The 19,898-nt window shown below is 76.2% G+C and carries 20 protein-coding genes; 12 read left to right on the top strand and 8 right to left on the bottom strand.

Annotation, left to right across the window (positions count from 1 at the left end; translation table 11 throughout):
* The first annotated feature begins 7 nt into the window (after positions 1-7).
* The gene (locus tag AB0K43_RS01335; protein WP_363634497.1) at positions 8-1,456 is read left to right on the top strand and encodes a DUF2398 family protein; all 1,449 of its coding nucleotides are present in this window, start codon (positions 8-10) and stop codon (positions 1,454-1,456) included.
* 48 nt (positions 1,457-1,504) lie between these two features.
* Here the strand turns inward: AB0K43_RS01335 and AB0K43_RS01340 are convergent, their stop codons facing one another.
* The 5 genes from AB0K43_RS01340 to AB0K43_RS01360 form a co-directional block, all read right to left on the bottom strand.
* Positions 1,505-1,708, bottom strand: coding sequence for a cold shock domain-containing protein (locus AB0K43_RS01340; protein WP_363634498.1), 204 nt, complete (start codon positions 1,706-1,708; stop codon positions 1,505-1,507).
* A gap of 66 nt (positions 1,709-1,774) precedes the next feature.
* Complete coding sequence (locus AB0K43_RS01345) at positions 1,775-1,963, bottom strand: hypothetical protein (RefSeq protein WP_363634500.1); 189 nt, start codon at positions 1,961-1,963, stop codon at positions 1,775-1,777.
* Positions 1,964-2,072: 109 nt separating this feature from the next.
* Positions 2,073-2,690, bottom strand: a complete 618-nt coding sequence (locus AB0K43_RS01350) for a TetR/AcrR family transcriptional regulator (RefSeq protein ID WP_363634501.1) — start codon at positions 2,688-2,690, stop codon at positions 2,073-2,075.
* Positions 2,691-2,750: 60 nt separating this feature from the next.
* The gene (locus AB0K43_RS01355) at positions 2,751-3,065 is read right to left on the bottom strand and encodes a DUF2510 domain-containing protein (protein ID WP_363634502.1); all 315 of its coding nucleotides are present in this window, start codon (positions 3,063-3,065) and stop codon (positions 2,751-2,753) included.
* Between the two features lie 9 nt (positions 3,066-3,074).
* Positions 3,075-3,974: an acyl-CoA thioesterase II gene (locus AB0K43_RS01360; protein ID WP_363634692.1), complete on the bottom strand. Its 900-nt coding sequence runs from the start codon at positions 3,972-3,974 to the stop codon at positions 3,075-3,077.
* 126 nt (positions 3,975-4,100) lie between these two features.
* Between AB0K43_RS01360 and AB0K43_RS01365 the strand changes: the two genes are divergently transcribed.
* The 3 genes from AB0K43_RS01365 to AB0K43_RS01375 are packed head-to-tail and all read left to right on the top strand — an operon-like array spanning position 4,101 to position 9,086.
* Positions 4,101-5,462 carry an SWIM zinc finger family protein gene (locus tag AB0K43_RS01365; RefSeq protein ID WP_363634503.1) on the top strand — a complete coding sequence of 454 codons (1,362 nt, stop codon included), beginning with the start codon at positions 4,101-4,103 and terminating at the stop codon, positions 5,460-5,462.
* Positions 5,459-8,104 carry a DUF6493 family protein gene (locus AB0K43_RS01370; protein ID WP_363634504.1) on the top strand — a complete coding sequence of 882 codons (2,646 nt, stop codon included), beginning with the start codon at positions 5,459-5,461 and terminating at the stop codon, positions 8,102-8,104. Before AB0K43_RS01365 ends, AB0K43_RS01370 begins: the two co-directional genes overlap by 4 nt.
* A 40-nt stretch (positions 8,105-8,144) precedes the next feature.
* Complete coding sequence (locus tag AB0K43_RS01375) at positions 8,145-9,086, top strand: DUF389 domain-containing protein (RefSeq protein WP_363634505.1); 942 nt, start codon at positions 8,145-8,147, stop codon at positions 9,084-9,086.
* A gap of 47 nt (positions 9,087-9,133) precedes the next feature.
* Here AB0K43_RS01375 and AB0K43_RS01380 read toward each other — a convergent pair whose 3' ends face one another.
* The 3 genes from AB0K43_RS01380 to AB0K43_RS01390 form a co-directional block, all read right to left on the bottom strand.
* Positions 9,134-10,303 (bottom strand): MBL fold metallo-hydrolase, encoded by a 1,170-nt coding sequence (locus AB0K43_RS01380; protein ID WP_363634694.1) that lies wholly within the window; start codon positions 10,301-10,303, stop codon positions 9,134-9,136.
* Between the two features lie 333 nt (positions 10,304-10,636).
* Complete coding sequence (locus AB0K43_RS01385; protein ID WP_363634506.1) at positions 10,637-11,092, bottom strand: MaoC family dehydratase; 456 nt, start codon at positions 11,090-11,092, stop codon at positions 10,637-10,639.
* Between the two features lie 97 nt (positions 11,093-11,189).
* On the bottom strand, positions 11,190-11,663 hold the full coding sequence (locus tag AB0K43_RS01390) for a pyridoxamine 5'-phosphate oxidase family protein (RefSeq protein WP_363634507.1): 474 nt from the start codon (positions 11,661-11,663) through the stop codon (positions 11,190-11,192).
* A gap of 218 nt (positions 11,664-11,881) precedes the next feature.
* Here AB0K43_RS01390 and AB0K43_RS01395 point away from each other — a divergent pair, with 218 nt between their 5' ends.
* The 8 genes from AB0K43_RS01395 to AB0K43_RS01430 all read left to right on the top strand — a co-directional run bounded on the left by AB0K43_RS01395 (position 11,882) and on the right by AB0K43_RS01430 (position 19,862).
* On the top strand, positions 11,882-12,724 hold the full coding sequence (locus AB0K43_RS01395) for a hypothetical protein (RefSeq protein ID WP_363634508.1): 843 nt from the start codon (positions 11,882-11,884) through the stop codon (positions 12,722-12,724).
* A gap of 185 nt (positions 12,725-12,909) precedes the next feature.
* The gene (locus AB0K43_RS01400; RefSeq protein WP_363634509.1) at positions 12,910-13,482 is read left to right on the top strand and encodes a hypothetical protein; all 573 of its coding nucleotides are present in this window, start codon (positions 12,910-12,912) and stop codon (positions 13,480-13,482) included.
* On the top strand, positions 13,476-14,426 hold the full coding sequence (locus tag AB0K43_RS01405; protein ID WP_363634510.1) for a hypothetical protein: 951 nt from the start codon (positions 13,476-13,478) through the stop codon (positions 14,424-14,426). The genes AB0K43_RS01400 and AB0K43_RS01405 overlap by 7 nt, the downstream gene beginning before the upstream one ends.
* Positions 14,427-14,473: 47 nt before the next feature.
* Positions 14,474-15,259, top strand: coding sequence for an SAF domain-containing protein (locus AB0K43_RS01410; protein ID WP_363634511.1), 786 nt, complete (start codon positions 14,474-14,476; stop codon positions 15,257-15,259).
* Positions 15,259-16,437 (top strand): hypothetical protein, encoded by a 1,179-nt coding sequence (locus tag AB0K43_RS01415; RefSeq protein ID WP_363634512.1) that lies wholly within the window; start codon positions 15,259-15,261, stop codon positions 16,435-16,437. Before AB0K43_RS01410 ends, AB0K43_RS01415 begins: the two co-directional genes overlap by 1 nt.
* Positions 16,427-18,016: a CpaF/VirB11 family protein gene (locus AB0K43_RS01420; RefSeq protein WP_363634513.1), complete on the top strand. Its 1,590-nt coding sequence runs from the start codon at positions 16,427-16,429 to the stop codon at positions 18,014-18,016. The genes AB0K43_RS01415 and AB0K43_RS01420 overlap by 11 nt, the downstream gene beginning before the upstream one ends.
* Positions 18,016-18,981, top strand: coding sequence for a type II secretion system F family protein (locus tag AB0K43_RS01425; protein ID WP_363634514.1), 966 nt, complete (start codon positions 18,016-18,018; stop codon positions 18,979-18,981). Before AB0K43_RS01420 ends, AB0K43_RS01425 begins: the two co-directional genes overlap by 1 nt.
* Positions 18,978-19,862, top strand: coding sequence for a hypothetical protein (locus AB0K43_RS01430; protein WP_363634515.1), 885 nt, complete (start codon positions 18,978-18,980; stop codon positions 19,860-19,862). Before AB0K43_RS01425 ends, AB0K43_RS01430 begins: the two co-directional genes overlap by 4 nt.
* The last annotated feature ends 36 nt before the right edge of the window (positions 19,863-19,898 follow it).

The following is a 19,898-nucleotide window of genomic DNA, read 5'->3' on the forward strand; positions in this document are numbered from 1 at the left end:
GGGCGACATGGAGCAGCACGAGTACGCGACCGGCGCCGGGGAGGTGCCGGGTCGCACGGGGATCGGGCGCGCGGGCGGGGCGGGGCAGCTCACGGCCCAGCCGTCGGCCGACCTGTACCCGGCTGCCCAGGAGCTCGCCGCCCGGCTCGCCCAGGCGTCGCCGCAGGCCGCGCACGACCTGTTCACCGCGGCCTTCGGCCTCTACGGGGCGCGCCACTTCGGTGCCGCGCCGGAGCCGGCCGAGCCCACCCCGGCCGGCACCAGCTGGTGGCACGGTCCGACCGCGCACCGCTCCGCCGCCCTGCGCACCCGGCCGCCGCGCTACCGCCGGGGCCGGCGGGACGCCGCCGACCAGGGCCCGGCCGAGCCGCTCGGCAGCTCGGGGCGGCACCGCAAGCCCGAGCGCCCGCGCGGCGCGGCGGAGCCGCTCGCGGCCGTGGAGCGGCGCGCCGCGGCCCGGCTGCTGCTGGCCCACCCGCTGGTCACCGACTCCGGCCCGCACGCGGTGGGCTTCGCGCTGATCCGGCGGCACGCCGACTGGCTGGCCGAGCGCTTCCGGCAGGTGCTGGGCTACCGGCTGACGGTGGCCGCCCGGCACGCCCGGCTGCAGAAGGCGCCGCTGCCCGGCCGCACCCTGCCGGGCTTCACCCCGGCCTCGTACGCCTGCCTGGTGCTGGCGCTCGGCGCGCTGGCCGACGACCGGGCGCCCGACCTCGACCACCCGCAGGCCCTGGCGGTGCTGCGGGACTGGCAGGTGGTCGGCCGGGACGCGGACGGCGGGCCGGTGGTCGACCGGGAGCTGGCCGCCGCCCTCGCCCCGCCGGCCCCGCTGCCCGCCGCCGGGCCCGAGCTGACGGTGCGCCGGCTGCTGGTGGAGACGCCGGTGGTGCTGCTCGACGAACTCCCGCCCGCCCAGCGGGACTTGCTGCTGCCCCGGCGGGAGTCCGAGGCCGCGCTGTTCGCCGAGTTCCTCGGGCTGCGGGCCGAGGTCCGGGCCGAGGGGGTGGCCCTGCTGGACCCGGCGGACGAGCTCACCGATCTCGCGCTGCCCGGCACCGGCACCCTGGCCCAGGCCGCCCTGCTGCTGGTGCAGCGCCTGGTGGAGGACCTGCGCCCGCTGCCCGGGGAGGCGGCGCCGCCCGCGGTACTGATACCCGACGCCCTGATCGACGGCGCGCTCGGCGACGTCACCGACGACCACGGCCTGCGGGCCGGCTGGAGCCCCGAGTACCTGGCCGACCGCCCGGCCTTCCGGCGCGACGTGCTGGGCCTGCTGGAGGGGATGAGCTTGATCGCCCCGGCCGGGCGGGCCTGGCTGCTGCGGGCGCCGGCCGCCCGGTACGCCCCGGCGGCGGCGCCCGAGCCGGTGCCGGGTTCGGGCCGCCACTCCCGTCCGCCGGAGCGCGGCGGCGAGCACCCGGACGAGGACGAGGAGGGCCCCGGCCGACCGGGGTGAGCCGGAGCCGGGGCCGTGCTGGTGGGCCGCAGGGGGGGCTGCTGTCGCCTACTTGGGCTGGACGCGCTCCGCGACCGCGCGGAACTCCTGGACGGTGGACTCGTACTCGACCGACTGGCCGCTCTCCAGGACGTGGTCCTCGATCCCCATGATCGAGTCGTAGTAGACGGTCAGCTCGGGACCGCCGTCGTCGGGAACGATGTAGCCGTAGCCGTGGTCCGGAAAGTACGACCGTACGGTGCCGGTAGCCATGGTGCCTCCTCGGGCCGAAGACCTATGGTCACCTGCAGTATCCGCGCACGGCCCGGAGCCCACCACTCAGCGGGCGGCGGTACTCGCCGCGGGCACCTGCCGGACGGTCTCCACGGTCGCGCCGACCCCGAGGCAGCCGAGCGCGACGGAGGCGGCCACCGCGGTGCAGGCGATCAGACGGCGGTGCCGCTTGGGCAGCGGGAAGGTGTCCGGCCGGGCCGTCGAGGGCGCGGCCGGGGGCGGCTGGGCGTTCATGCGGGTGAGCATGGCAGCGCGGTGTTAACGGCCGATACGTCCGGGTTAAGTCGGGGCACGAGCTGGAAGTCAAGACATCGGAGTGACTGCTGTGCCCCCTGGGTGCCGCTCAGGCCGGTTCGTACGGGGTGAGCACCAGCCGGACCACGTCCTCCAGCCGCCGCCGGGCGTCGTCCAGGGTGGTCCGACCGGTCACCCAGGCGGTCAGCTCGCCCTGCCAGGCGTGCCCGACGATGTGCCGGACCAGCTCGCCCGCCGAGGCCGGGACCTCCGACATCACCGCGTCCAGCGCCGCCCGGTCGGCCCGGGCCATGCCCTGGAGCGCCTCGCTGGCGAACGGGTCGGTGGAGGTGGCGACCGCGACCCGGAGCCGGGCCAGCTCCGGCTGCCGCTGGTAGGCCCGCATCCCGTGCCGGACGAAGCGGACCGTCCGGTCGGTGTCCGAGGGCCCGTCCCGCGCGGTGCGCTGCTCGGCCACCAGGTCGGCCAGCAGCAGCCGGTGCCAGTCCGCGATCGCGGCGGCCAGCAGGTGGTCCTTGGAGGAGAAGTACCGGTACGCCGTCCCGAGCGCCACTCCGGAGCGTTCCGACACCTGTTTCATCTGGAGCCGCTCGACGCCGATCTCGGTCACCAGGGCGAGGGCGGCCTGGATCAGACTCCGGCGCCGTTCGAGCTGACGGGGCGACATCGCCTCCACCGGCCGTGGTGACAGGTCAACCTTGGTCACCCGCCCATGATACGGGGCCGGTGACCGGCTCGGTATGCGGCCTGATCAGGGCCGCCCCGGTCACTGGTCGCCGTTGGCGTCCGGATTGAGCAGGGTGTCGGCGGTCTGCATCGCGGCCACCGCCAGGGTGCGCAGCGGCTCGGGCAGCGGGTGCCGGAAGTCGGCGTCGTAGTGGTCGCCGCCGAACTGCGGCTGGGGAGAGGGCTGCTGCTGCCCGTACGCCTGCGGCGCCGTCACCTCGGCCGCCGCCGGGACCTCGGCCGGGGCCGGCACGGCCAGCGCGTGCTCGGTCCAGCGGGCGCCGTCGCACCAGCGCAACGCCCGGGCGCCATACGGGTCCTGGTACCGGCCTGGGGCGGCAGGCGTCCGGGTCACCGGTCGAGCCTACCTGGGCGGCCTACGTCGTTCGCGCACGAGGGTCTCCTGCACGGCGGAGGCGACCAGCTGCCCGTCGCGGTCGTAGAACTCGCCCAGGGCCAGCCCGCGTCCGTCCGAGACCGAGGGGCTGCGCTGGGCGAAGAGCAGCCAGCGGTCGGCCCGGAACGGGCGGTGGAACCACATCGCGTGGTCCAGCGAGGCGAGCGTGATCAGCGGCGGTTCGCTGCGCTGGAAGCGGTGCGGCTGGAGGTGCAGCGCGGTGGTCGAGGCCAGCGTGAGGTCGGACAGGTAGGTCAGCGCGCAGACCTGGAGCAGCGGGTCCTCGGCCGGCAGCGGGGTGCCGGTCCGCAGCCAGACGAACTGCTGCGGGACGCCCGGGATCTCGGGCGGCAGGCCGGGGGTGCCGGCGGGGATGAAGCGCAGCTCCAGGGTGCGGAAGTCGGTCGCCCGGGCGAAGTCCTCCGGGTCGGCCCGCGCCCAGGCGGTGAAGGGGTCGGGCAGTTCCTCCGGCCCCGGGACGGGAGGCATGGTGCGCTGCCGCTCGCCGGAGTGCTCCGGCAGCTTGAAGGAGGCGGAGAGGGTGAAGATCGCCTCGCCGCGCTGAACGGCCGTCACCCGCCGGGTGGCGTAGGACCGGCCGTCACGGACCTGGTCCACCTGGTAGACGATCGGCCGCTGCGGGTCGCCCGGCCGCAGGAAGTACCCGTGCAGCGAGTGCACCCGCCGGTCCGGGTCGACGGTCCGCCCGGCTGCCGTCAGCGCCTGCGCCGCGACCTGGCCGCCGAAGGCCCGCATCGGTGCGCCGGCATGGCAGCTGCCACGGAACAGGTTCTCGTCCAGCTCCTCGAGCAGCAGCAGATCGGCGAACGGCCGGACCGTGCCCTGGCCTGCCGTCTCCTGGTTCATCGCATCCGTCACAGGCCCATCCTGGCAGATCGAGCCGGTCGGCGGTGTGACCCGGGTGGCAGGAATGAAGCTGGAACATGTTGCAGAACCTGATCGCTGTCGGTGCCGGGCCCTAGCGTTCCGGCCATGACGCAAGCCGTACAGACGTACGCCTACCTGCGCTCCTCGGCGCTGACCGAGCAGCCTTCGGGTCGGGCCCTCGCCCTGGCGACCTCCGGCGGTTGCACGCCCACCGGGGCGGTCGCCAACCCCCGCTTCTTCAGCGGCTTCCTGACCGCCCCCGCGCCGGCCGCCGCCGCCCTGCTGGCGGTCGCCGACGTCGCGGCCGCCCGCTACCACCAGCCGCTGCTGCGGGCCTCGCTCGACCCGGTGGTCACCGCCGGCGGCGACCGGCTGCGGTTCGAGTCCTTCTCCGGCTGCTGCGGCGTGCACGCCCGCCTCGACGTGCTCGCCGACGGCCTGGACGGCGGCGAGATCGGCCACGGCACCACCAACGTCGACGTCAACAACCCGCTCCGGGAGGCGCTCAGCCGCGCCGGCGGCGCGGACCCGCTGCACCTGGCGGTGGGCCCGGACGCCCTGGCGGTCACCACCTTCGAGGGCACCGCGGTCGAGAAGAAGGTGCCGCTGCCCGACCGCTGGCTGCGCGGCTTCGCCGAGACCCAGGTGCTGGCCGCCGGCTTCGACCTGCGCGCCGAGGTGCCGGCCGCGGAGGCCGTCCGCTTCCTGCGCTCGCTGCCGCGCGGCGCCGGCCGCGGCGTGCACCGGGTGGTGCTCGCCGGCGGCACGCTGCGCCCGGCCGCCCGCCCGGTGCCCGGCGCGGTCTGCCTGCCCGGCCCCGAGCGGCTCGCCGCGCTCCAGCGGGTGCTGCGCCACGCGCTGGCGCTGCGCCTGTACGGCCCCCCGGCCGGCCCGCGGGCGACGGCCTCGGCCTGGGAGATCGTGCTGCCCGGCATGCGGCTGACCCTCACCCTCTCGCCGGACGTCGCCCGCGGCTTCTCCGGCGAGGGCGGCGTGCTCACCGCGCTGGCGAGCCCGGACGCGGCGGCCGACGCCGAGCTGGTCGCGGTGCTGCTGGCCTGGGAGCCCCGGATCGACGTGGCGGAGCTGGCCGAGCAGGCCGGGCTCACCGCCGAGCGGGTGCGCGCCGCGCTGACCGTGCTCGGCACGGCCGGGCAGATCGGCTACGACCCCGCCGAGGCCGCCTACTTCCACCGCCGGCTGCCCTTCGACGCCGGCCGCGCCGAGGCCCACAATCCGAGGCTCAAGGCGGCCCGCGCCCTGCTGGCGGCCGGCGCCGTCCGGCTCGACCAGGACGGCCCGCTGGCCACCGTGACCGTGGACGACCACGTCCAGCGGGTCCGCCGAGGGGCCGACGGCAGCCTCAGCTGCACCTGCCTGTGGTGGGCCAAGTACCGCGGCGGGCGCGGCCCGTGCAAGCACGCGCTGGCAGTCCGGCTGGCCGCGGACCCGGCGGCCGGCGCATGAGCGCCCTGCTGGCGGCGGTGCGGCGCGGGGACGTGGCGGGCACGGCGGCGGAGCTGGCCGGACTGACGGCCGAGCAGCGCCGCGCCGAGCTGCCCGAACTGACCGCGCTGCGCCGGGAGCAGCGCCCCGAGTGGTGGGCGGTGCCGGCGGACGTCCGCGCCGCGCTGATGATCGCCGGCACGGCCTGCCACAGCGCTCCCGCCGCCGCGGCCGGCTGGCTCGGCGGGCAGGACTTCCGCGCGGTCGGCAACTGGGACCGCCCCGAACTGCGCGCCGTGCTGGACGCCCTGCCGGTGCGGTGGCGCAGCGCGGTGGCGGCCCGGCTCGCCGAGCGGCCGGCCCGCAGCTGGGGCTGGACCGACTTCCAGCTGCTGGAGCACCTGGTGCTGAGCACGGGCATGGCCGTGCCGGTCTCCGACGCCTTCGTCACCGAGTGGCTGCGACACCGCCGCTGGTGGCACGCCCCGGCCCGGCCCCGGCTGCTGTGGGAGCGGCTGGAGCACGACCCCTTCGTCGCCGTCCTGGTGCCCCGGCTGTTCGAGGTGCCGGAGACCGGCGCCCAACTGGTCGACGAGCGGGTGGCGGCCGAGGACCGCTGGACCAGCTGCCTGGTCAGGCTCGCCGAGCGCGGCACGGTCGAGCGGGCCGACCTGATCGAGCGCTGCCTGGCCCGGCTGCTGCGGGGCGGCCGGGCGAACGACCAGCGCGGCTTCCTGGCGCTGCTCCAGGAGCTCGCCCCGACCCCGGCCGAGAACACCGGTCACCTGCGCAGCTACCTCGCCCTGCTGGACGGCCTGTCCACCGTGGCCGGCCACGCCCAGCGGGTGCTCGTGGAGCTGGACACCGCCGGGCTGCTCGGCCCCGACCTGCTCACCGAGGCGGCCGAGCGGGTGCTCTTCCGCACCGAGAAGAAGCTGGTCAAGGCCCAACTGAGCTGGCTGGACCGGTCCGCCCGGCGCGACCCGCGGCGGGCCGGCGCCGTGGTGCTGGCCGCGGCCGGCGCGTTCGGCCACCCGGACCGCTCTGCCCAGGAGGGCGCCCTGAAGGTGGTCGCCCGGCACCTGAAGGCGGCGGGCGACGCCGTCCTGCCCGAGCTGCGGGCCGCCGCCGGGCTGCTCGACCCGGCCCACCACGCCCGGGCCGCCGAGCTGCTGGGCGTCCGGGCGGACCGGCCCGAGGAGCCGTACCAGGAGCTGCTGCCACCGCCCCCCGTGCCCCGGCCGCTGCCCGGACCGCTCGGCAGCCCGGCCGAGGTGGCCGAGGAGCTCGCCGCGCTGCTCCAGGGCGATCTCGACCCGGCCGCCTTCGAACGGACCCTGGACGGGCTGGTGCGCCACGCCCACCTCGACCGCGCGGCGCTCGCCGACGCCCTCGAACCGGTGCTCCAGGGCCAGGCCTGGGCCTCCCGGCGCTGGGCCGACTGCACGCCCGCCGACCTGCTGTACGTGGCGGCCGCAGCCACCGGCCGGCTCGCGCCCGACCAGATCCTTTCGGCCCGGGGCGCGAGCCGCTCCCCGCTGCGCGGCCAGCGGCTGACCGTCTTCGGCGCCCAGCTGGCCGCCCGGCTGGAGGAGGCGGCCTGGCAGGTCCGCGGTGACCCGCCGCCGTACCTGCTCGCACCACCGACCGACACCACCGGCGCACTGGCGGCCGACGCTCTGGTGGAGCGGCTCGCCGGGTACGAGGCGGCCGGCCTGACCCCCGGCGAGGTCGACCTCGGGCAGGCCATGCTGCGGGTGACCCTCCCCGCCCCGGCGGCCGCCGAGGCCGCCGCGGAGCTGACCTCCCCGGCCGGGCGCCGGCTGGCGGCCTGGCTGCGCGAGGGCGGCCTGCCGCACCTGGACGCCGTCCTGCCGACCGGGCCCGCCGAGCCGGGGCACCGGCCGGGCCGGCTGCGCTGGTGGCACCGGGAGGACCGCCGCGCCAGCGCGCCGAAGGGCTGCGCGCCCACCTACGGGCTCCCCGCCGACGCCGCCCGGCTGGTCTCGCCGCAACCGGCCGGCCGCTGCCCGGTCGAGGGCTTCTGGTTCACCGCCGCCGCGCACTGGACGGCCATGCTGCCGGGGCACCGCGAGTCGGTGGCGGCCCGGCTGCGCGAAGGCCTCGCCGGCGCCGCCGGGGTCGGTGGGTACGAGGACCGGGGCGCTCCGCAGGCCCTGCCGCTGCTCGCCGAGTCGGGCGGCCCGGCCGGCCCGGCCCTGCACCTGGTGCTCGGCTACGGCCTGGGCACCCGCTTCCCGGAGGACCGGGCGGCGGCCGTGGACGCCCTGCTGGTGCTCGCCGCCCGGGGCGACCTGGACGGCGCCCTGCTCGGCACCGCGCTGGCCCGGCTGGCCCGCGCCGGGGAGCTGAAGACCAATCGGCTGGCCGCCGCCCTGCGTTCGGCCGCCGACACCGGCGCCTACCGCACGGTGTGGTCGGTGCTGGCCCCCGCCCTGCCCGCCCTGCTGGCCGACAAGCCGGTGCACGCCGCCGCCGACCTGCTCGCCCTGGCCGTGGACTGCGCCCGACGCTGCGCTGCCCGCGGCCCGATCCCCGAGGTCACCGCCCTGGCCGAACGGGGCGGCGGCGCCCGGCTGGTGAAGGAGGCCACCTCGCTCGCGCAGGTGCTGGCGGCCCAGGGGGCGCCGGAGTCGGCCTAGGGTGGGCGGGTCGCCGTCCGCCGTCCCGCCCGGAGCCACCGTGCTGCACCTGCGCCTGATCGTGCCCGCCGATCTGCGGGAGACCGTCCTCGACCGGTTGGACGAGGTGGTGGGGGTGACGCATGTGATCCTGCTGCCGGGCAGCGCCGTGCGGCCCGCCGGGGACGTGGTGCTCTGCGACGTCGCGCGGGAGGCCGCCGACGAGGTGCTCGGCGCCCTGCGCGGGCTCGGCCTCGCGGAGCGGGGGGCGATCGACGTCGAGGAGGTCGGGCTGACCATCTCGGCGGCGGCCGACGAGGCGGAGCGGTCGGCCCCGGGCGAGGGCGCGGACGCGCTGGTGTGGGAGGAGGTCTCGGAGATCACCCATGAGGAGTCCACGCTCACCGTGGTCTTCCTGGCCATGCTGACCGTGGCCACCATGCTCGCCGCCTGCGGCGCCGTGCTGGACAGCGCGATCCTGGTGGTCGGCGCGATGGCGGTGGGGCCCGAGTTCGGTCCGCTGGCCGGACTGTGCGTCGCGGTGGTCCAGCGCCGCGGCCGTCCGGCGGTGCGCTCGCTGCTCGCCCTGGTGGTCGGCTTCACGGTCGCGATGGTGCTGACCGTCGGCTTCAGCCTGCTGATGGACCGGCTGGGACTGTTCAGCGAGGTCCGGTTCGACGCGGCCCGGCCCAACACCGCGTTCATCTGGCAGCCCGACGCGATGTCGTTCGTGGTCGCCTTCCTGGCCGGTGTCGCCGGGCTGCTGTCGCTGACCTCGGCCAGGGCCGGCGCCCTGGTCGGGGTGGCGATCTCGGTGACCACGGTGCCCGCGGCCGCCAACGCCGCCGTCGCGCTCGGCTACGGCGACTACCGGCAGGCCTGGGGCTCGGCCGTCCAGCTGGCGCTCAACCTGGCCGGCATCGTGCTCGCCGGGGTGCTCACCCTGCTGGTCCAGCAGGGCGCCTGGCGTCTGGTGCTCGGACGGCGCTTCGGGCGCCGCTGAGCCCCGGCCGCCGCCCATGCCCACGGCCGGGGATCGGCGGCCGGCGGTCAGACCGTCACGCCGTCGTCCTCCACCGAGGCGGGCTTGGCCGGCGCGGCCACCGCGAAGTCCTCCGGCACCACGAGGTCGACCTGCTCCGGCGTCGCGGCCACCGCCCGCCACCAGAGCTTGAGCTCGGGCGGATCGGCCGGCTCGAAGGGCTTGCCGGGACGGGGTGCGGCGAGCCGGGCGCCCAGCGCCTTGGCCGCTGCGACGGTCCGCTCGGCGGGCTCCGCCCACGGGTGCGGTGCCAGGTTGAAGGTGCACCAGTGGACCGGCAACAGCACCGCACCGCCCAGGTCCAGGTGCGCCTGGACGCCCTCCTCCGGGGTCATGTGCACCTCGGGCCAGTAGTCGCTGTAGGCGCCGATCTGCATCATGGTCGCGTCGAACGGCCCGAGCCGCCGGCCGATCTCGGCGAAGCCCGGGAAGTAGCCGGAGTCCCCGCTGTGGAAGATCCGGTGCTCGGGGCCGGCCACCACCCAGGAGGCCCAGAGGTAGTGCGAGCTGGTGCGCGGGCCGCGGCTGCAGTAGTGCCGGGCCGGCGTGGCCGTCAGGGTCAGCCCGGCCACCTCGGACTGCTGCCACCAGTCGAGTTCGACGATCCGCTTGCTCGGCACGCCCCAGTGCTCCAGGTGCGCGCCCACCCCGAGCGGCACGGCGAACACCGTGCCGGTGCGGCTCAGGGCCTTCACCGTCGGCATGTCCAGGTGGTCGTAGTGGTCGTGCGAGATCACCACCACGTCCACCCGGCCCAGTTCGCGCAGCGGGATCGGCACCGGGTGCAGCCGCTTGGGGCCGATCCCCAGGAACGGGGAGCAGCGCTCGCCCCAGACCGGGTCGAACAGCACCCGCCGGCCGTCCAGCTCGGCCAGCACCGAGGCGTGGCCGAGCCAGGTGAGCCGCAGACCGGAGGCCGGCGCGGTGGCCAACTCCCGTGGCAGCAGCCGGTGCACCGGCACGGCCGCGGCCGGCGCCCGCCGGGTCTTGTCACCGGTGAGCTGCGCCCGGGTCGCCTCCAGCGGTGAACGCTCGTACACCAGCCGCCTGGTGGGGACGGGGTTGCGGAAGGCGCCGTCCGCGAAGTTGGGGGAGTTCTCCACCCGCCAGCGCCGGTAGCCGCGCGGGTCGGCGCCGAAGGCCTCGGTGCGCACCCGGTGCCAGGTGGTCCGGGGCAGCGCCTTGAGCCTCTTGACGTCGGCGAGTTCGGCACCGAGCTGGAGGGTCAGGTCGACCGCCCGACCGGCGGCCCGACCCGCGGTACGGGAGATCCAGGGGACGGAGCTGGGCACGGCACCTCCACGGTCGGAACATCCGTACGGCGGCACCGCCGGCCGTGGTGGGCGGTGGTCGGCATGCCGAGGCGCGTACGGATGCCGGAGGAACCCGGAGCCGCACGACAGCCGTCGAATCGGACATTACCGGCATGATGCCCGGCTCACACGGTGGAAACGGCCCAGGCGCACCGTTCGGCCTAGGCCGTGAGACCCGGCCCGGGGCGGGCCGGTGGCTCAGGCCGCGTAGAACCGGGTGATGGTCTCGGCGACGCAGTGCGGCTTGGGGCTGCCCTCGCTGGTGATGGTGAACCGCACCACGACCTGGAGACCGCCCGGCACCTCCTCGGCCGAGGCCAGTACGGCGGTGGCGCGGACCGCGCTGCCGACCGGCACCGGGGCCGGGAAACGGACCTTGTCCGAGCCGTAGTTGAGAGCCATCCGGACGCCGTCGACCTGGTAGCACTCCTTGGCCAGCACCGGGATCAGCGAGAGGGTCAGGTAGCCGTGCGCGATGGTGCCGCCGAAGGGGCTCTCCTTCGCCCGCGCCGGGTCCACGTGGATCCACTGGTGGTCGCCGGTCGCCTCGGCGAACAGGTCCACCCGCTGCTGGTCCAGGGTGTGCCACTCGCTGCTGCCGAGTTCGGTGCCGACCGCGGCGGCCAGGTCGGCGAGGGAGGCGAAGCTGGTCAAGGTGCGCTCCAGTGGGGAGAGGGGCTCCGGACACCGGTCGGACGGCCCGTGCGGGGCGCCGCCGGACGGCTTTTCGGAGAGTATGCCTACTCGCCGGTCACCTGTCAGCGGGGTGCCGGCCCGCCGGCCGGCTGCGCGGCACCCCGCCCGGCGCCGGGCGCGCGGGTGGCAGCACCCGGTGCCCGGTGACCAGCTCCGGGGTCAGCGACACGTACATCGGCGCACCGCCGCGCACCCACGGCGCCAGGCCGCCCGCCAGGATCGCGCCGTAGCGCGCCGGGTCGCGGACCACCTCGGCGCGCCCGCGCACCAGCACGCTCCAGCCGGTCCGGGTCGCCGGGTCCAGCTGGTCGGCCTGGAAGGCGGCCACCGTGCCGTCCAGGGCCCGCGAGACGGTGCCGCCCGCACGCAGCGCGAGCACCAGCCGCCCGTCCGTGGCGACCTCGAAGGCCACCGGGAGCACGGCGGGCAGGGCGTGCGCGGTGTACACCACCCGCCCCACGGGCACGGTGGTCAGCAGGCGGCGGCACTCGGCCTCGCCCAGCTTCTCCACCCGGTCGTCTCGGTCCATCCTCCGATGGTGCAGTGGGCGGGCGGGGCGCGATAGGGCCCATGGTCCTACGAACGGCACCGTCGCGGCCGCGGGCCCAGCTCACCGATGCGGTCGATGCGGGCCCGGCGGGGTCACGGCGGCGGTAGCTTGAGCGGCGGACCGCCGCCCCCGCCGCGGCCGGCGCGCCGTCGGGGGCGGCCGAGGGCACGGCACGGGCACGGATGGGGGCAGCACGGATGAGCGGCGGCGGGATCGAACTGGTGGTGATCGGCGCGGACGGCGGGCCCGAGCGCGGCCACGCCGGATCGGCGCGGGCGGCGCAGGGCGCGGCCGAGCTGGCCCGGACCCTGCCGGGCCGGACCTTCGACGCCGGCACCCGCGGCTGCCAGGTCAGCCACCTGCCGGCCGACGCCGACGCCAACACCATGCTCACGGCGCTGCGCCGGGCCTCCCAGCGCCCGGCCCGCTGGCTGGTGGTCTGCCTGCTCGGGCAGCTGGTGGCCGATCCGCGCGGGCGCCGGATCGCCCTGGTGACGGCCGGCTCGACCCCGGACAACGCCTACCGGCGCGGGCTCGCCTGGGACTGGGTGACCAGCGCGATGGTGCACGGGGACCAGGAGGAGACCCTGTTGCTGGTGGACGCGGTGGCGGACAAGGACACCTGGGCGGCGCTGGAGCGGGAGGACGGCGCGGGGGAGCTGCTGACCCACTCCCGGGTGCCGCTGTGGGGGAGGGTCGGCCGGTACGTGGGGGGCCGGCGCGGGCGGGAGGCCGTGCTGCCGGGCGGCGAGGGCTCGTTCAGCTGGGCGCTCGGGCGGGTGCTGGAGCACGGGGTGCAGGGGGCCGCGGCCGCGGTCGGGCCGCAGGAGCTGCAGGCGGCGGTGGAGGCGCAGCTGACGTGGGGTGAGATGGCGGGCGGCGCGGCGACGGCGAGACTGCTGGTGCCGGGGGAGGGCGGCCGGCTGTTGATGCGGAATCGGGCCGCGGTCCGGGGCGCGTTGGCCGGATTGTCGCTTTCCGAAGAACTGTTGGCAGTTCTGTGGCGAGAAAGTGCTCCAACCGATCCGCCTTCCGCGTAAGGTCAGAGGGCCCGGGGTGTTGCCGTGCCGGGGTGGGTTGGCGAAGAATCGATGGCCCCGAAGCAACACATCGGGACGGCGTACGAGTTCTGCGGCCATGGTCACTGATGTGGCGGCCGCGGCGAGGTGGGGCGATGCGGCAGCGCGGAAATGTGTTGCGCCCTGGGGTGGTTGGGGTTGGTGGGATGGCTCTGCTGATGTTGCTGAGCGGGTGCGGCAGCAGCGGATCGGCCGGTTCCGCAGAACGCCTGGGTACTCCTGCGGCGAGTGTTCCCACCGGGAATGGAGTCATCCCTTCGGGTGGTTCGGGTGCGGAGTCGGTGGTGCCGACGGACGGGCCGGAAGGCGCGGTCGGTGACACCGTTCTGAGCACCTATCAGCACTGGTGGGACGCCAAGGTCGAGGCGTACGGGCGGTCGGATTCGGACGGCGCGCAGCTGGGTGCGTACTCCTCCGGACAGGCCCTCAGCGACTCGGTGGCCGGCCTTCACCAGCTGCACGAGGCAAATCTGGTCATGGTGGGTGCCCCGCGAACTTCCCCCGTGGTCAAGAATCTCGATCTGCGGGCCGATCCGCAGACCGCGGTGGTCGAGGACTGCCTGGACGTGTCCGAATGGCATCAGGCCGATCCCGCCACGCATGCGCTCGAAGATCCCGCACAACGTCTCTCGCGCTATGTGTCCACCACGAAACTCCGGAAGAGCAGCGCCGGCTGGCTGATTGTCGAAACCTCTCGCGAAGTGGGGCGGACATGTTGAAATCGGTCGCACGCTGGCTGATTGCCTGCGTGCTGGTGCTCGCGGCGAGCACCGCCGCAGCCGCTGATCCCAGCCCTTCCGGAGGCGTCACCAAGTGCCGGAACTGGTACATCTGCGTCGGCGTCACCGAGCCCGGCTCGACCCCGGGCCCCGGGCAGCCCTCCGGCCCGTCCACCGGCGGTGGCGGGGGAGACGCGCAGACCTGCAGCTGGAACGGCAAGCAGTGGCCCTGCTGGGACGACGACCTGGGCTGGTTCAGCAGCTCGGACGGCTGCTACTACCAGCGTTCCGTCCCGGCGCCGCCGGCCGACGACCCGGCCTGGCGCGGCCACTCCCCGGCGGACGGCGACCTGTACGAGGTGAACTGCCGCGGCGCCGACGGCGAGTTGTCGACCAAGCCGCTCGCCTTCTTCGCGCAGGCGCCCGGCGGCCCGCCGCCGGACCGCCCCGCGGTGCTCGGCCGGCAGGCGCTGGCCGCCATCAAGTTCTCCTCGCCCGACCTGCACGCCGCCCCGCCCACCTCGGCCGTGGTCGGCCTGCCGGTGTGGCTCTGGTACACCCCGACCCCGACCACCTCGGGCACCCAGAGCGCCACCGCCCGCGGGGTCACCCTCAGCGTGACGGCGACGGCCACGCTGAAGGAGGTCCGCTGGAGCACCGGTGACAAGGGCCCGGACGGCAAGCCCGCGGTGGTCACCTGCAAGGACGCGGGCACGCCCTACCGGGCGGGCGCGAATCCGGACGCCACGGCCTGCTCGCACGTCTACCTGACCGGCTCGGCCAAGCTGCGCAACGACTCCTACTACCTGCAGGCGACGCTCGTCTGGCGGGTCGACGTGGTGCGGGCCGACACCGGCGCCAAGGTGTTCAACAGCTTCGACTACGAGCGGACCACCGATGTGCCGCTCGCCCTGCGGGTCGGCGAGGTCCAGGTCCTCAACTGACCGCCAGCGCACCCCAGTCCAGCTCCCGTACGAAAGGCCGAAGCCCGGTGGAGAACCGCACCATCCCGACGCCGAGCCCCGGCGGCGCCGCGCTCGCGCAGGACCTCGCGCGGCCGGTGCCCCGCACGCCGCCGCGGAATCTGGGCGCCCGCCGGCGACGCCCCGCCGTCCTGGCGATGGCAGTGGCGCTGATCGCGGCCGGCGGGCTGGGCGGGGCCGTGCTCTACAACAGCAGCGGGCAGCGGATCGCGGTGCTGGCGGTGGCCCGGGACATCCCGATGGGCCAGACCATCACCGCCGAGGACCTGGTGGTCGCGCACATCGCGGGCGATCCGGTACTCAAGCCGCTGGACGCCCGGGACGGCTCCCGGGTGGTCGGGCTGCGGGCCGCCGGCGACCTGCGGCGCGGCGCGCTGCTGGTGAAGGCGGACCTGACGGCCGATCCGGCCGTGCAGCCCGGCCAGCAGATCGTCGGGGTGGCGGCCAAGCGCGGCCAGCTGCCCGCCACCCGGCTGCAGCCGGGCCTGCAGGTGCTGATCGTCCACACCGCCAAGCCGGACCAGGCGGGCGCGCGCACCCCGGAGACCCTGACGGCGGTGGTCGCCGCGGTCGGCAAGGTGGACACCGACGGCGCCCAGGTGATCGACGTGGCCGTCGGCCCGGCGGACGGCCCGAAGCTGGCCGGCTGGGTGGCGACCGGCGACATCCAGCTGATCCTGGCGCCGCGCGCCGGTGCGGCGGGAGCCACGGGTGCTGCCGGTGCCACAGGCGCCCCGGCCGTTTCGGGCAGCCCGAGCCCCGGTGCCAGCGCCGGCAAGGGGAGTGGCGGCTGATGGCAGTGATCGCCGTCGTCGGCGGCACCGGCGCCCCGGGCGCCACCACCACGGCCCTCGCCCTGCTGCTCGCCTGGCCGCTGCCGCCGGGCCGCCGGGTGCTGCTGGCGGAGTGCGACCCGGACGGCGGCGCGGTGCTGGCCGGCGCCCTGGAGGGCCGGGTCGACGCCGTGTACGGGCTGCGCAACCTGGCCGTCGCGGACCGCCGGGGGCTGCTGGTGCAGTCGATCTGGGACCAGCTGATCGACCTCTCGCCGTCCGGCAGCGGCGACCGGCTGCTGCTGCCCGGCCTGACCGACCCGGCCCAGGCCCCCGGGCTGGCCTACACCTGGGAGCCGCTGGTCGAGGCGCTGCACGGGCTGGAGCCGCAGGGCTACGACGTGATCCTTGACCTCGGCCGCTCCGGCGCCACCGGCTCCAGCGCGGTGCTGGCCCGGCGGGCGGACGTGGTGGCGGTCACGGCCCGCACCACGCTGCGCGGGCTGAGCGCCGTGCGGCCCCGGCTGGCGGCGCTGCGCGAGGACCTGGCCACCGCCGGGTCCGGGGAGGACGCCGTGGGGCTGCTGCTGATCGCCGAAGGCCCGTACCCGGTCGCCGACATCTCGCGCGAGCTGGGCGTGCCGGCGCTCGGGCTGCTGCCGCACGCGCCCCGCGCGGCGCGGGTGCTCTCGGACGGCGGGGACACCGCGGACCGGCGGTTCATCCGCTCGGAGCTGATGCGTACCGCGCGCAGCGCCGTCGACCGGATCCAGGACCTGTCGGCCCGCCGGCGCGAACGGCTCGGCCGCACCGCCGCCCCGGCCGACGCGCCTGCGCCGGCCTGGCCGCAGCCACCGGGCCAGCCGTACACCCCGCAGCCCTACGCGCCGCAGCCCCTCACGCCGCAGCCCTTCACGCCGCAGCCGTACGCCCCGCAGCCCCAGCCCGCCCAGGGCTACCCGCCGCCGCAGTCGCCCCAGCAGTACCCCCAGCAGTATCCGCAGCAGTTCCCGCAGCCGTACGCCCAGCCGTACCCGCAGCCGGCCCCGGCCGCCGAGCCGCACCCGCCGGCCCACCCGCAGCACCCCGGACCGCAGATAGCACCCCCGGCGGTGCCGCAGCCGCCCACCCCGGCGCCGTTCCCCGCGCCGCAGCCACCGCAGAGCGGCCCGTACGGGGAGGTGCTCCGTGCGCGCTAGCCCCGTCAACCCCGGCGCCGCGACCGACCCGGCCGGCCTCCCCTGGAGCAAGCCGCTGCCGCCCCAGCCCCATCAGCAGCAGCCCCAAACCCATCAGCAGCCCCATCAGCCGCCGCAGTCCCAGGCGCAGCCGATGCCGACCGGCCCGGTGCGCCCGGCGCACGCCGTCGCCGCGCTGCAGCCGGTGGGCGTGCGCCCGGCCGTGGACCCGCAGGTGGCCCGCGAGCTCAAGCGCCAGGTCGCGGCCGAACTCCACCAGCAGCTCTCCCGGTTGAACGAGGGCTCGGACACCGAGGTGGACCGGGCCACCCGCCGCCAGCGCGGCCGGGCGCTGATCGAGGAGGCGGTGGCCCGCTGGTCGGACGCCTACGCGCAGACCCACGGCATCCCGCCCACCCGCGAGCAGGACCGGGCGCTCGCCGAGGCCGTCTTCGACCTGCTGTTCCGGGCCGGCCGGCTGCAGCCCTACCTGGACGACCCGGAGATCGAGAACATCCTGATCAACGGCTGCGACGACGTGTGGATCTCCAAGGTCCACCAGCCGCTGCGGCAGGTGCCGCCGGTCGCCGACACCGACGCCGAACTGGTCGAGCTGCTCCAGGACCTGGCCCGCCAGCACGGCGGCGGCGAGCGCTCGCTGTCCACCGCCAGCCCGACCCTCGCGCTGCGGTTGGAGGGCGGCATGCGCCTGCAGGCGCTGACCGAGGTCACCCCCCGGCCGTACGTGGCGATCCGCCGGCACCGGGTGGCCTCCGCGAGCCTCGGCGACCTGGTCGGGCTCGGCACCGTCGACCAGACCCTGGCCGCCTTCCTGGCCGCCGCCATCCGGGCCCGCAAGAACGTGGTGATCACCGGCACCCAGGGCGTCGGCAAGACCAGCCTGCTGCGCGCGATGGCCGCCGAGATCCCGCCGGACGAGCGGGTCGGCACCCTGGAGTCCGAGTTCGAGCTGTGGCTGCACACCCTCGGCCACCTGCGTCAGGTCGTCCCGATGGAGGCCCGCGAGGGCAACGGCGAGCGGGTCGACGGGCGGGCCGCCGGTGAGCTGACGATCGGCGAGCTGATCCCGGCCGCGCTGCGGATGACGCTCTCCCGGATCATCGTCGGCGAGGTCCGTTCCGCCGAGGTGGTACCGATGCTGCGGGTGATGACCAACGGCGAGGGCGGCTCGATGTGCACCCTGCACGCCCGTGGCCCGCAGATGGTGGTGGACCGGATCGCCGAACTCTGCCTGGAGTACGGCGCGCACATGACCGACACCCTCGCCTACCGGCTCACCGCCAACGCCGTCGACTTCATCGTGCACGTCGCGATGGTGGACGAGACCGCGGTCGGCGGCCGCCGGCACCGGTTCGTCTCGCACGTCCTGGAGGTCACCGGCCTCGGCGAGTCCGGCCGGCCGGCGATGAACACCGTCTTCGGGCCGCGCCCCGACCTGGGCGAGCCGCGGGCCGTCCCGCACACCCCGCCGAACTGCCTGGACGACCTGCGCCGGGTGGGCTTCGACGCCGGCCTGCTCCAGTCCGCGTACGGGAGTTGGGCCACCCCGCTGGCGCTGCGGATCGGAGGGCTGCGCTGATGCTGCTGTACGTGCTGTGCGGGCTGCTGGTGGCCGCGGGCCTGGTCACCCTGGTGATCGGGCTGCGCGGCAGCACGGCCGCCGGGCCCGCCGAGCCGAGCCCGCTGACCAGCCGCGCCCACGTGCTCTGGTACGGCGCGCCCGGCGAGGCCTCGCCCCGGATCGCCCGGCTGCGCCGGATCCAGCTGGCGGTGGCCCTGGCCGCCGCACCGTCGGCCTGGCTCTACACCGGCATCCCGCTGGTCGCGGTGCTGGTGGTGGCCGGCGCCTTCGGGCTGCCCTGGCTGTTCGGCGCGACCCGCTCCGACACCCGCCGGATCGAGCGGCTGGAGGCGCTGGCCGAGTGGACCCAGCGGCTGGCCGACGTGCTGCTGCTCGGCGTCGGGCTCAACCAGGCCATCGTGACAAGCCGCCGGACCGCGCCGGCCGCCCTGGAGGCGGAGATCTCCGACCTCTCCGCCCGGCTGCAGGCCCGCTGGCGGCCGGAGGACGCGCTGCGCGCCTTCGGTGACCAACTGGCCGACGCCACCGCCGACAAGGTGCTCGCCGCCCTGCTGCTGCGCGCCGGCGACAGCGGCCCGGGCCTGGCCCGCGCGCTCGCCGACCTGGCCGGATCGGTCCGCGAGGAGGTCCGCCAGCGCCGCGCCATCGAGGCCGACCGGGCCAAGCACCGCACCACCATCCGCTGGCTGGTCGGCATCATCCTCTTCGTGATCGTGGCCGGCAGCTTCAACACCGCCTACACCAGGCCCTACGGCACCGTGCTCGGCCAGCTGGTGCTGGCCGTGGTGGCGCTCGCCTTCGTCGCGGTGATCGCCTGGATGCGCTCGCTGGCCGCGCACAGCCCGCTGCCCCGGATCCTGGAGCCCGACCGCCGCAGCAAGGCCGGCCGCCCGGCCGCGGACCGGACGGCGCCCGCCGAGCCGGAGCCCGCCGCCGACCAACTCGCCAAGGAGGCCCGGTGATCTCGCCCTGGGCGGTGCTGGCCGGTGCGGCCGCCGCCGGCGGTCTCGCCCTGCTCGCCGCCGAACTGCGCCCGGCCCCTCCCGACCTGGGCCAGGCTCTGGACCGCCTGCACCGCCGGCCCGACCCGCGGCCGCAGGACGCGCCGGCCCGGGCCGCTTGGTACGACCGGCTCGGCGAGGGCTCGCTCGGCCGGACCGGCGTCCGGATCCCGCACCGGCAGCTCGCCCTGATCGGCCGCAGCCCGGCCCGGTTCATGGCGCACAAGCTGCTGTTCGCCCTGCTCGGCCTGCTGCTGCCCGGCTACCTGTCCGCGATGGCCGCCGTCGCCGACATCCAACTCCCGGTGGCGGTGCCGCTGGTGGCCGGTCCGCTGCTGGCCGCGCTGCTCTGGTTCGTCCCGGACGGCATCGTCGCCGGCGAGGCCCGGGAGGCCCGCACCGAGTACCTGCACGGCATCGCGGCCTTCCTGGAACTGGTCGCGCTCGAGCGGGCCGCCGACAGCGGTCCGGCCGAGGCGCTGCGCCGGGCGGCCGCCGTCGGCCGCGGTGCGGTCTTCCGGCGGATCAGGGACGCCCTGGAGCGCGCCGCCACCGACCGGCTCCCGCCCTGGGACGGCCTGGACGCGCTCTCCGTCGAGCTCGGTCTGACCCCGCTGCAGGACGTCGCCGACATCATGCGGATCTCCGGCAGCGACGGCGCGGCCGTGTACGACACCCTGCGTGCCCGGGCCGAGGGGTTGCGCGGTGAACTGCTCGCCGCGGAGCTGGCCCGGGCGAACACCGACAGCGAACGGATGGTCGCGCCCGGCACCGCGCTCACCCTGCTGATGACGGTGCTGATCGTCTTCCCCGCGCTGTACCAGATGCTCCAAGCGAGTTGACGTCCGTTTCCGCCCCCGTCCGCCCCCGTCCTGGAG

The sequence above is a fragment of the Kitasatospora sp. NPDC049258 genome (assembly GCF_040678895.1).
Classification (GTDB): Bacteria; Actinomycetota; Actinomycetes; order Streptomycetales; family Streptomycetaceae; genus Kitasatospora.

Excerpts from the sequence above, each read along its gene's own strand:
- AB0K43_RS01335 (WP_363634497.1), top strand. The coding sequence starts at position 8 with ATGGAGCAGCACGAGTACGCGACCGGCGCCGGGGAGGTGCCGGGTCGC.
- AB0K43_RS01340 (WP_363634498.1), bottom strand. The coding sequence starts at position 1,708 with ATGGCTACCGGCACCGTACGGTCGTACTTTCCGGACCACGGCTACGGC.
- AB0K43_RS01345 (WP_363634500.1), bottom strand. The coding sequence starts at position 1,963 with ATGAACGCCCAGCCGCCCCCGGCCGCGCCCTCGACGGCCCGGCCGGAC.
- AB0K43_RS01360 (WP_363634692.1), bottom strand. The coding sequence starts at position 3,974 with ATGAACCAGGAGACGGCAGGCCAGGGCACGGTCCGGCCGTTCGCCGAT.
- AB0K43_RS01365 (WP_363634503.1), top strand. The coding sequence starts at position 4,101 with ATGACGCAAGCCGTACAGACGTACGCCTACCTGCGCTCCTCGGCGCTG.
- AB0K43_RS01370 (WP_363634504.1), top strand. The coding sequence starts at position 5,459 with ATGAGCGCCCTGCTGGCGGCGGTGCGGCGCGGGGACGTGGCGGGCACG.
- AB0K43_RS01390 (WP_363634507.1), bottom strand. The coding sequence starts at position 11,663 with ATGGACCGAGACGACCGGGTGGAGAAGCTGGGCGAGGCCGAGTGCCGC.
- AB0K43_RS01395 (WP_363634508.1), top strand. The coding sequence starts at position 11,882 with ATGAGCGGCGGCGGGATCGAACTGGTGGTGATCGGCGCGGACGGCGGG.
- AB0K43_RS01400 (WP_363634509.1), top strand. The coding sequence starts at position 12,910 with ATGGCTCTGCTGATGTTGCTGAGCGGGTGCGGCAGCAGCGGATCGGCC.
- AB0K43_RS01405 (WP_363634510.1), top strand. The coding sequence starts at position 13,476 with ATGTTGAAATCGGTCGCACGCTGGCTGATTGCCTGCGTGCTGGTGCTC.
- AB0K43_RS01415 (WP_363634512.1), top strand. The coding sequence starts at position 15,259 with ATGGCAGTGATCGCCGTCGTCGGCGGCACCGGCGCCCCGGGCGCCACC.
- AB0K43_RS01425 (WP_363634514.1), top strand. The coding sequence starts at position 18,016 with ATGCTGCTGTACGTGCTGTGCGGGCTGCTGGTGGCCGCGGGCCTGGTC.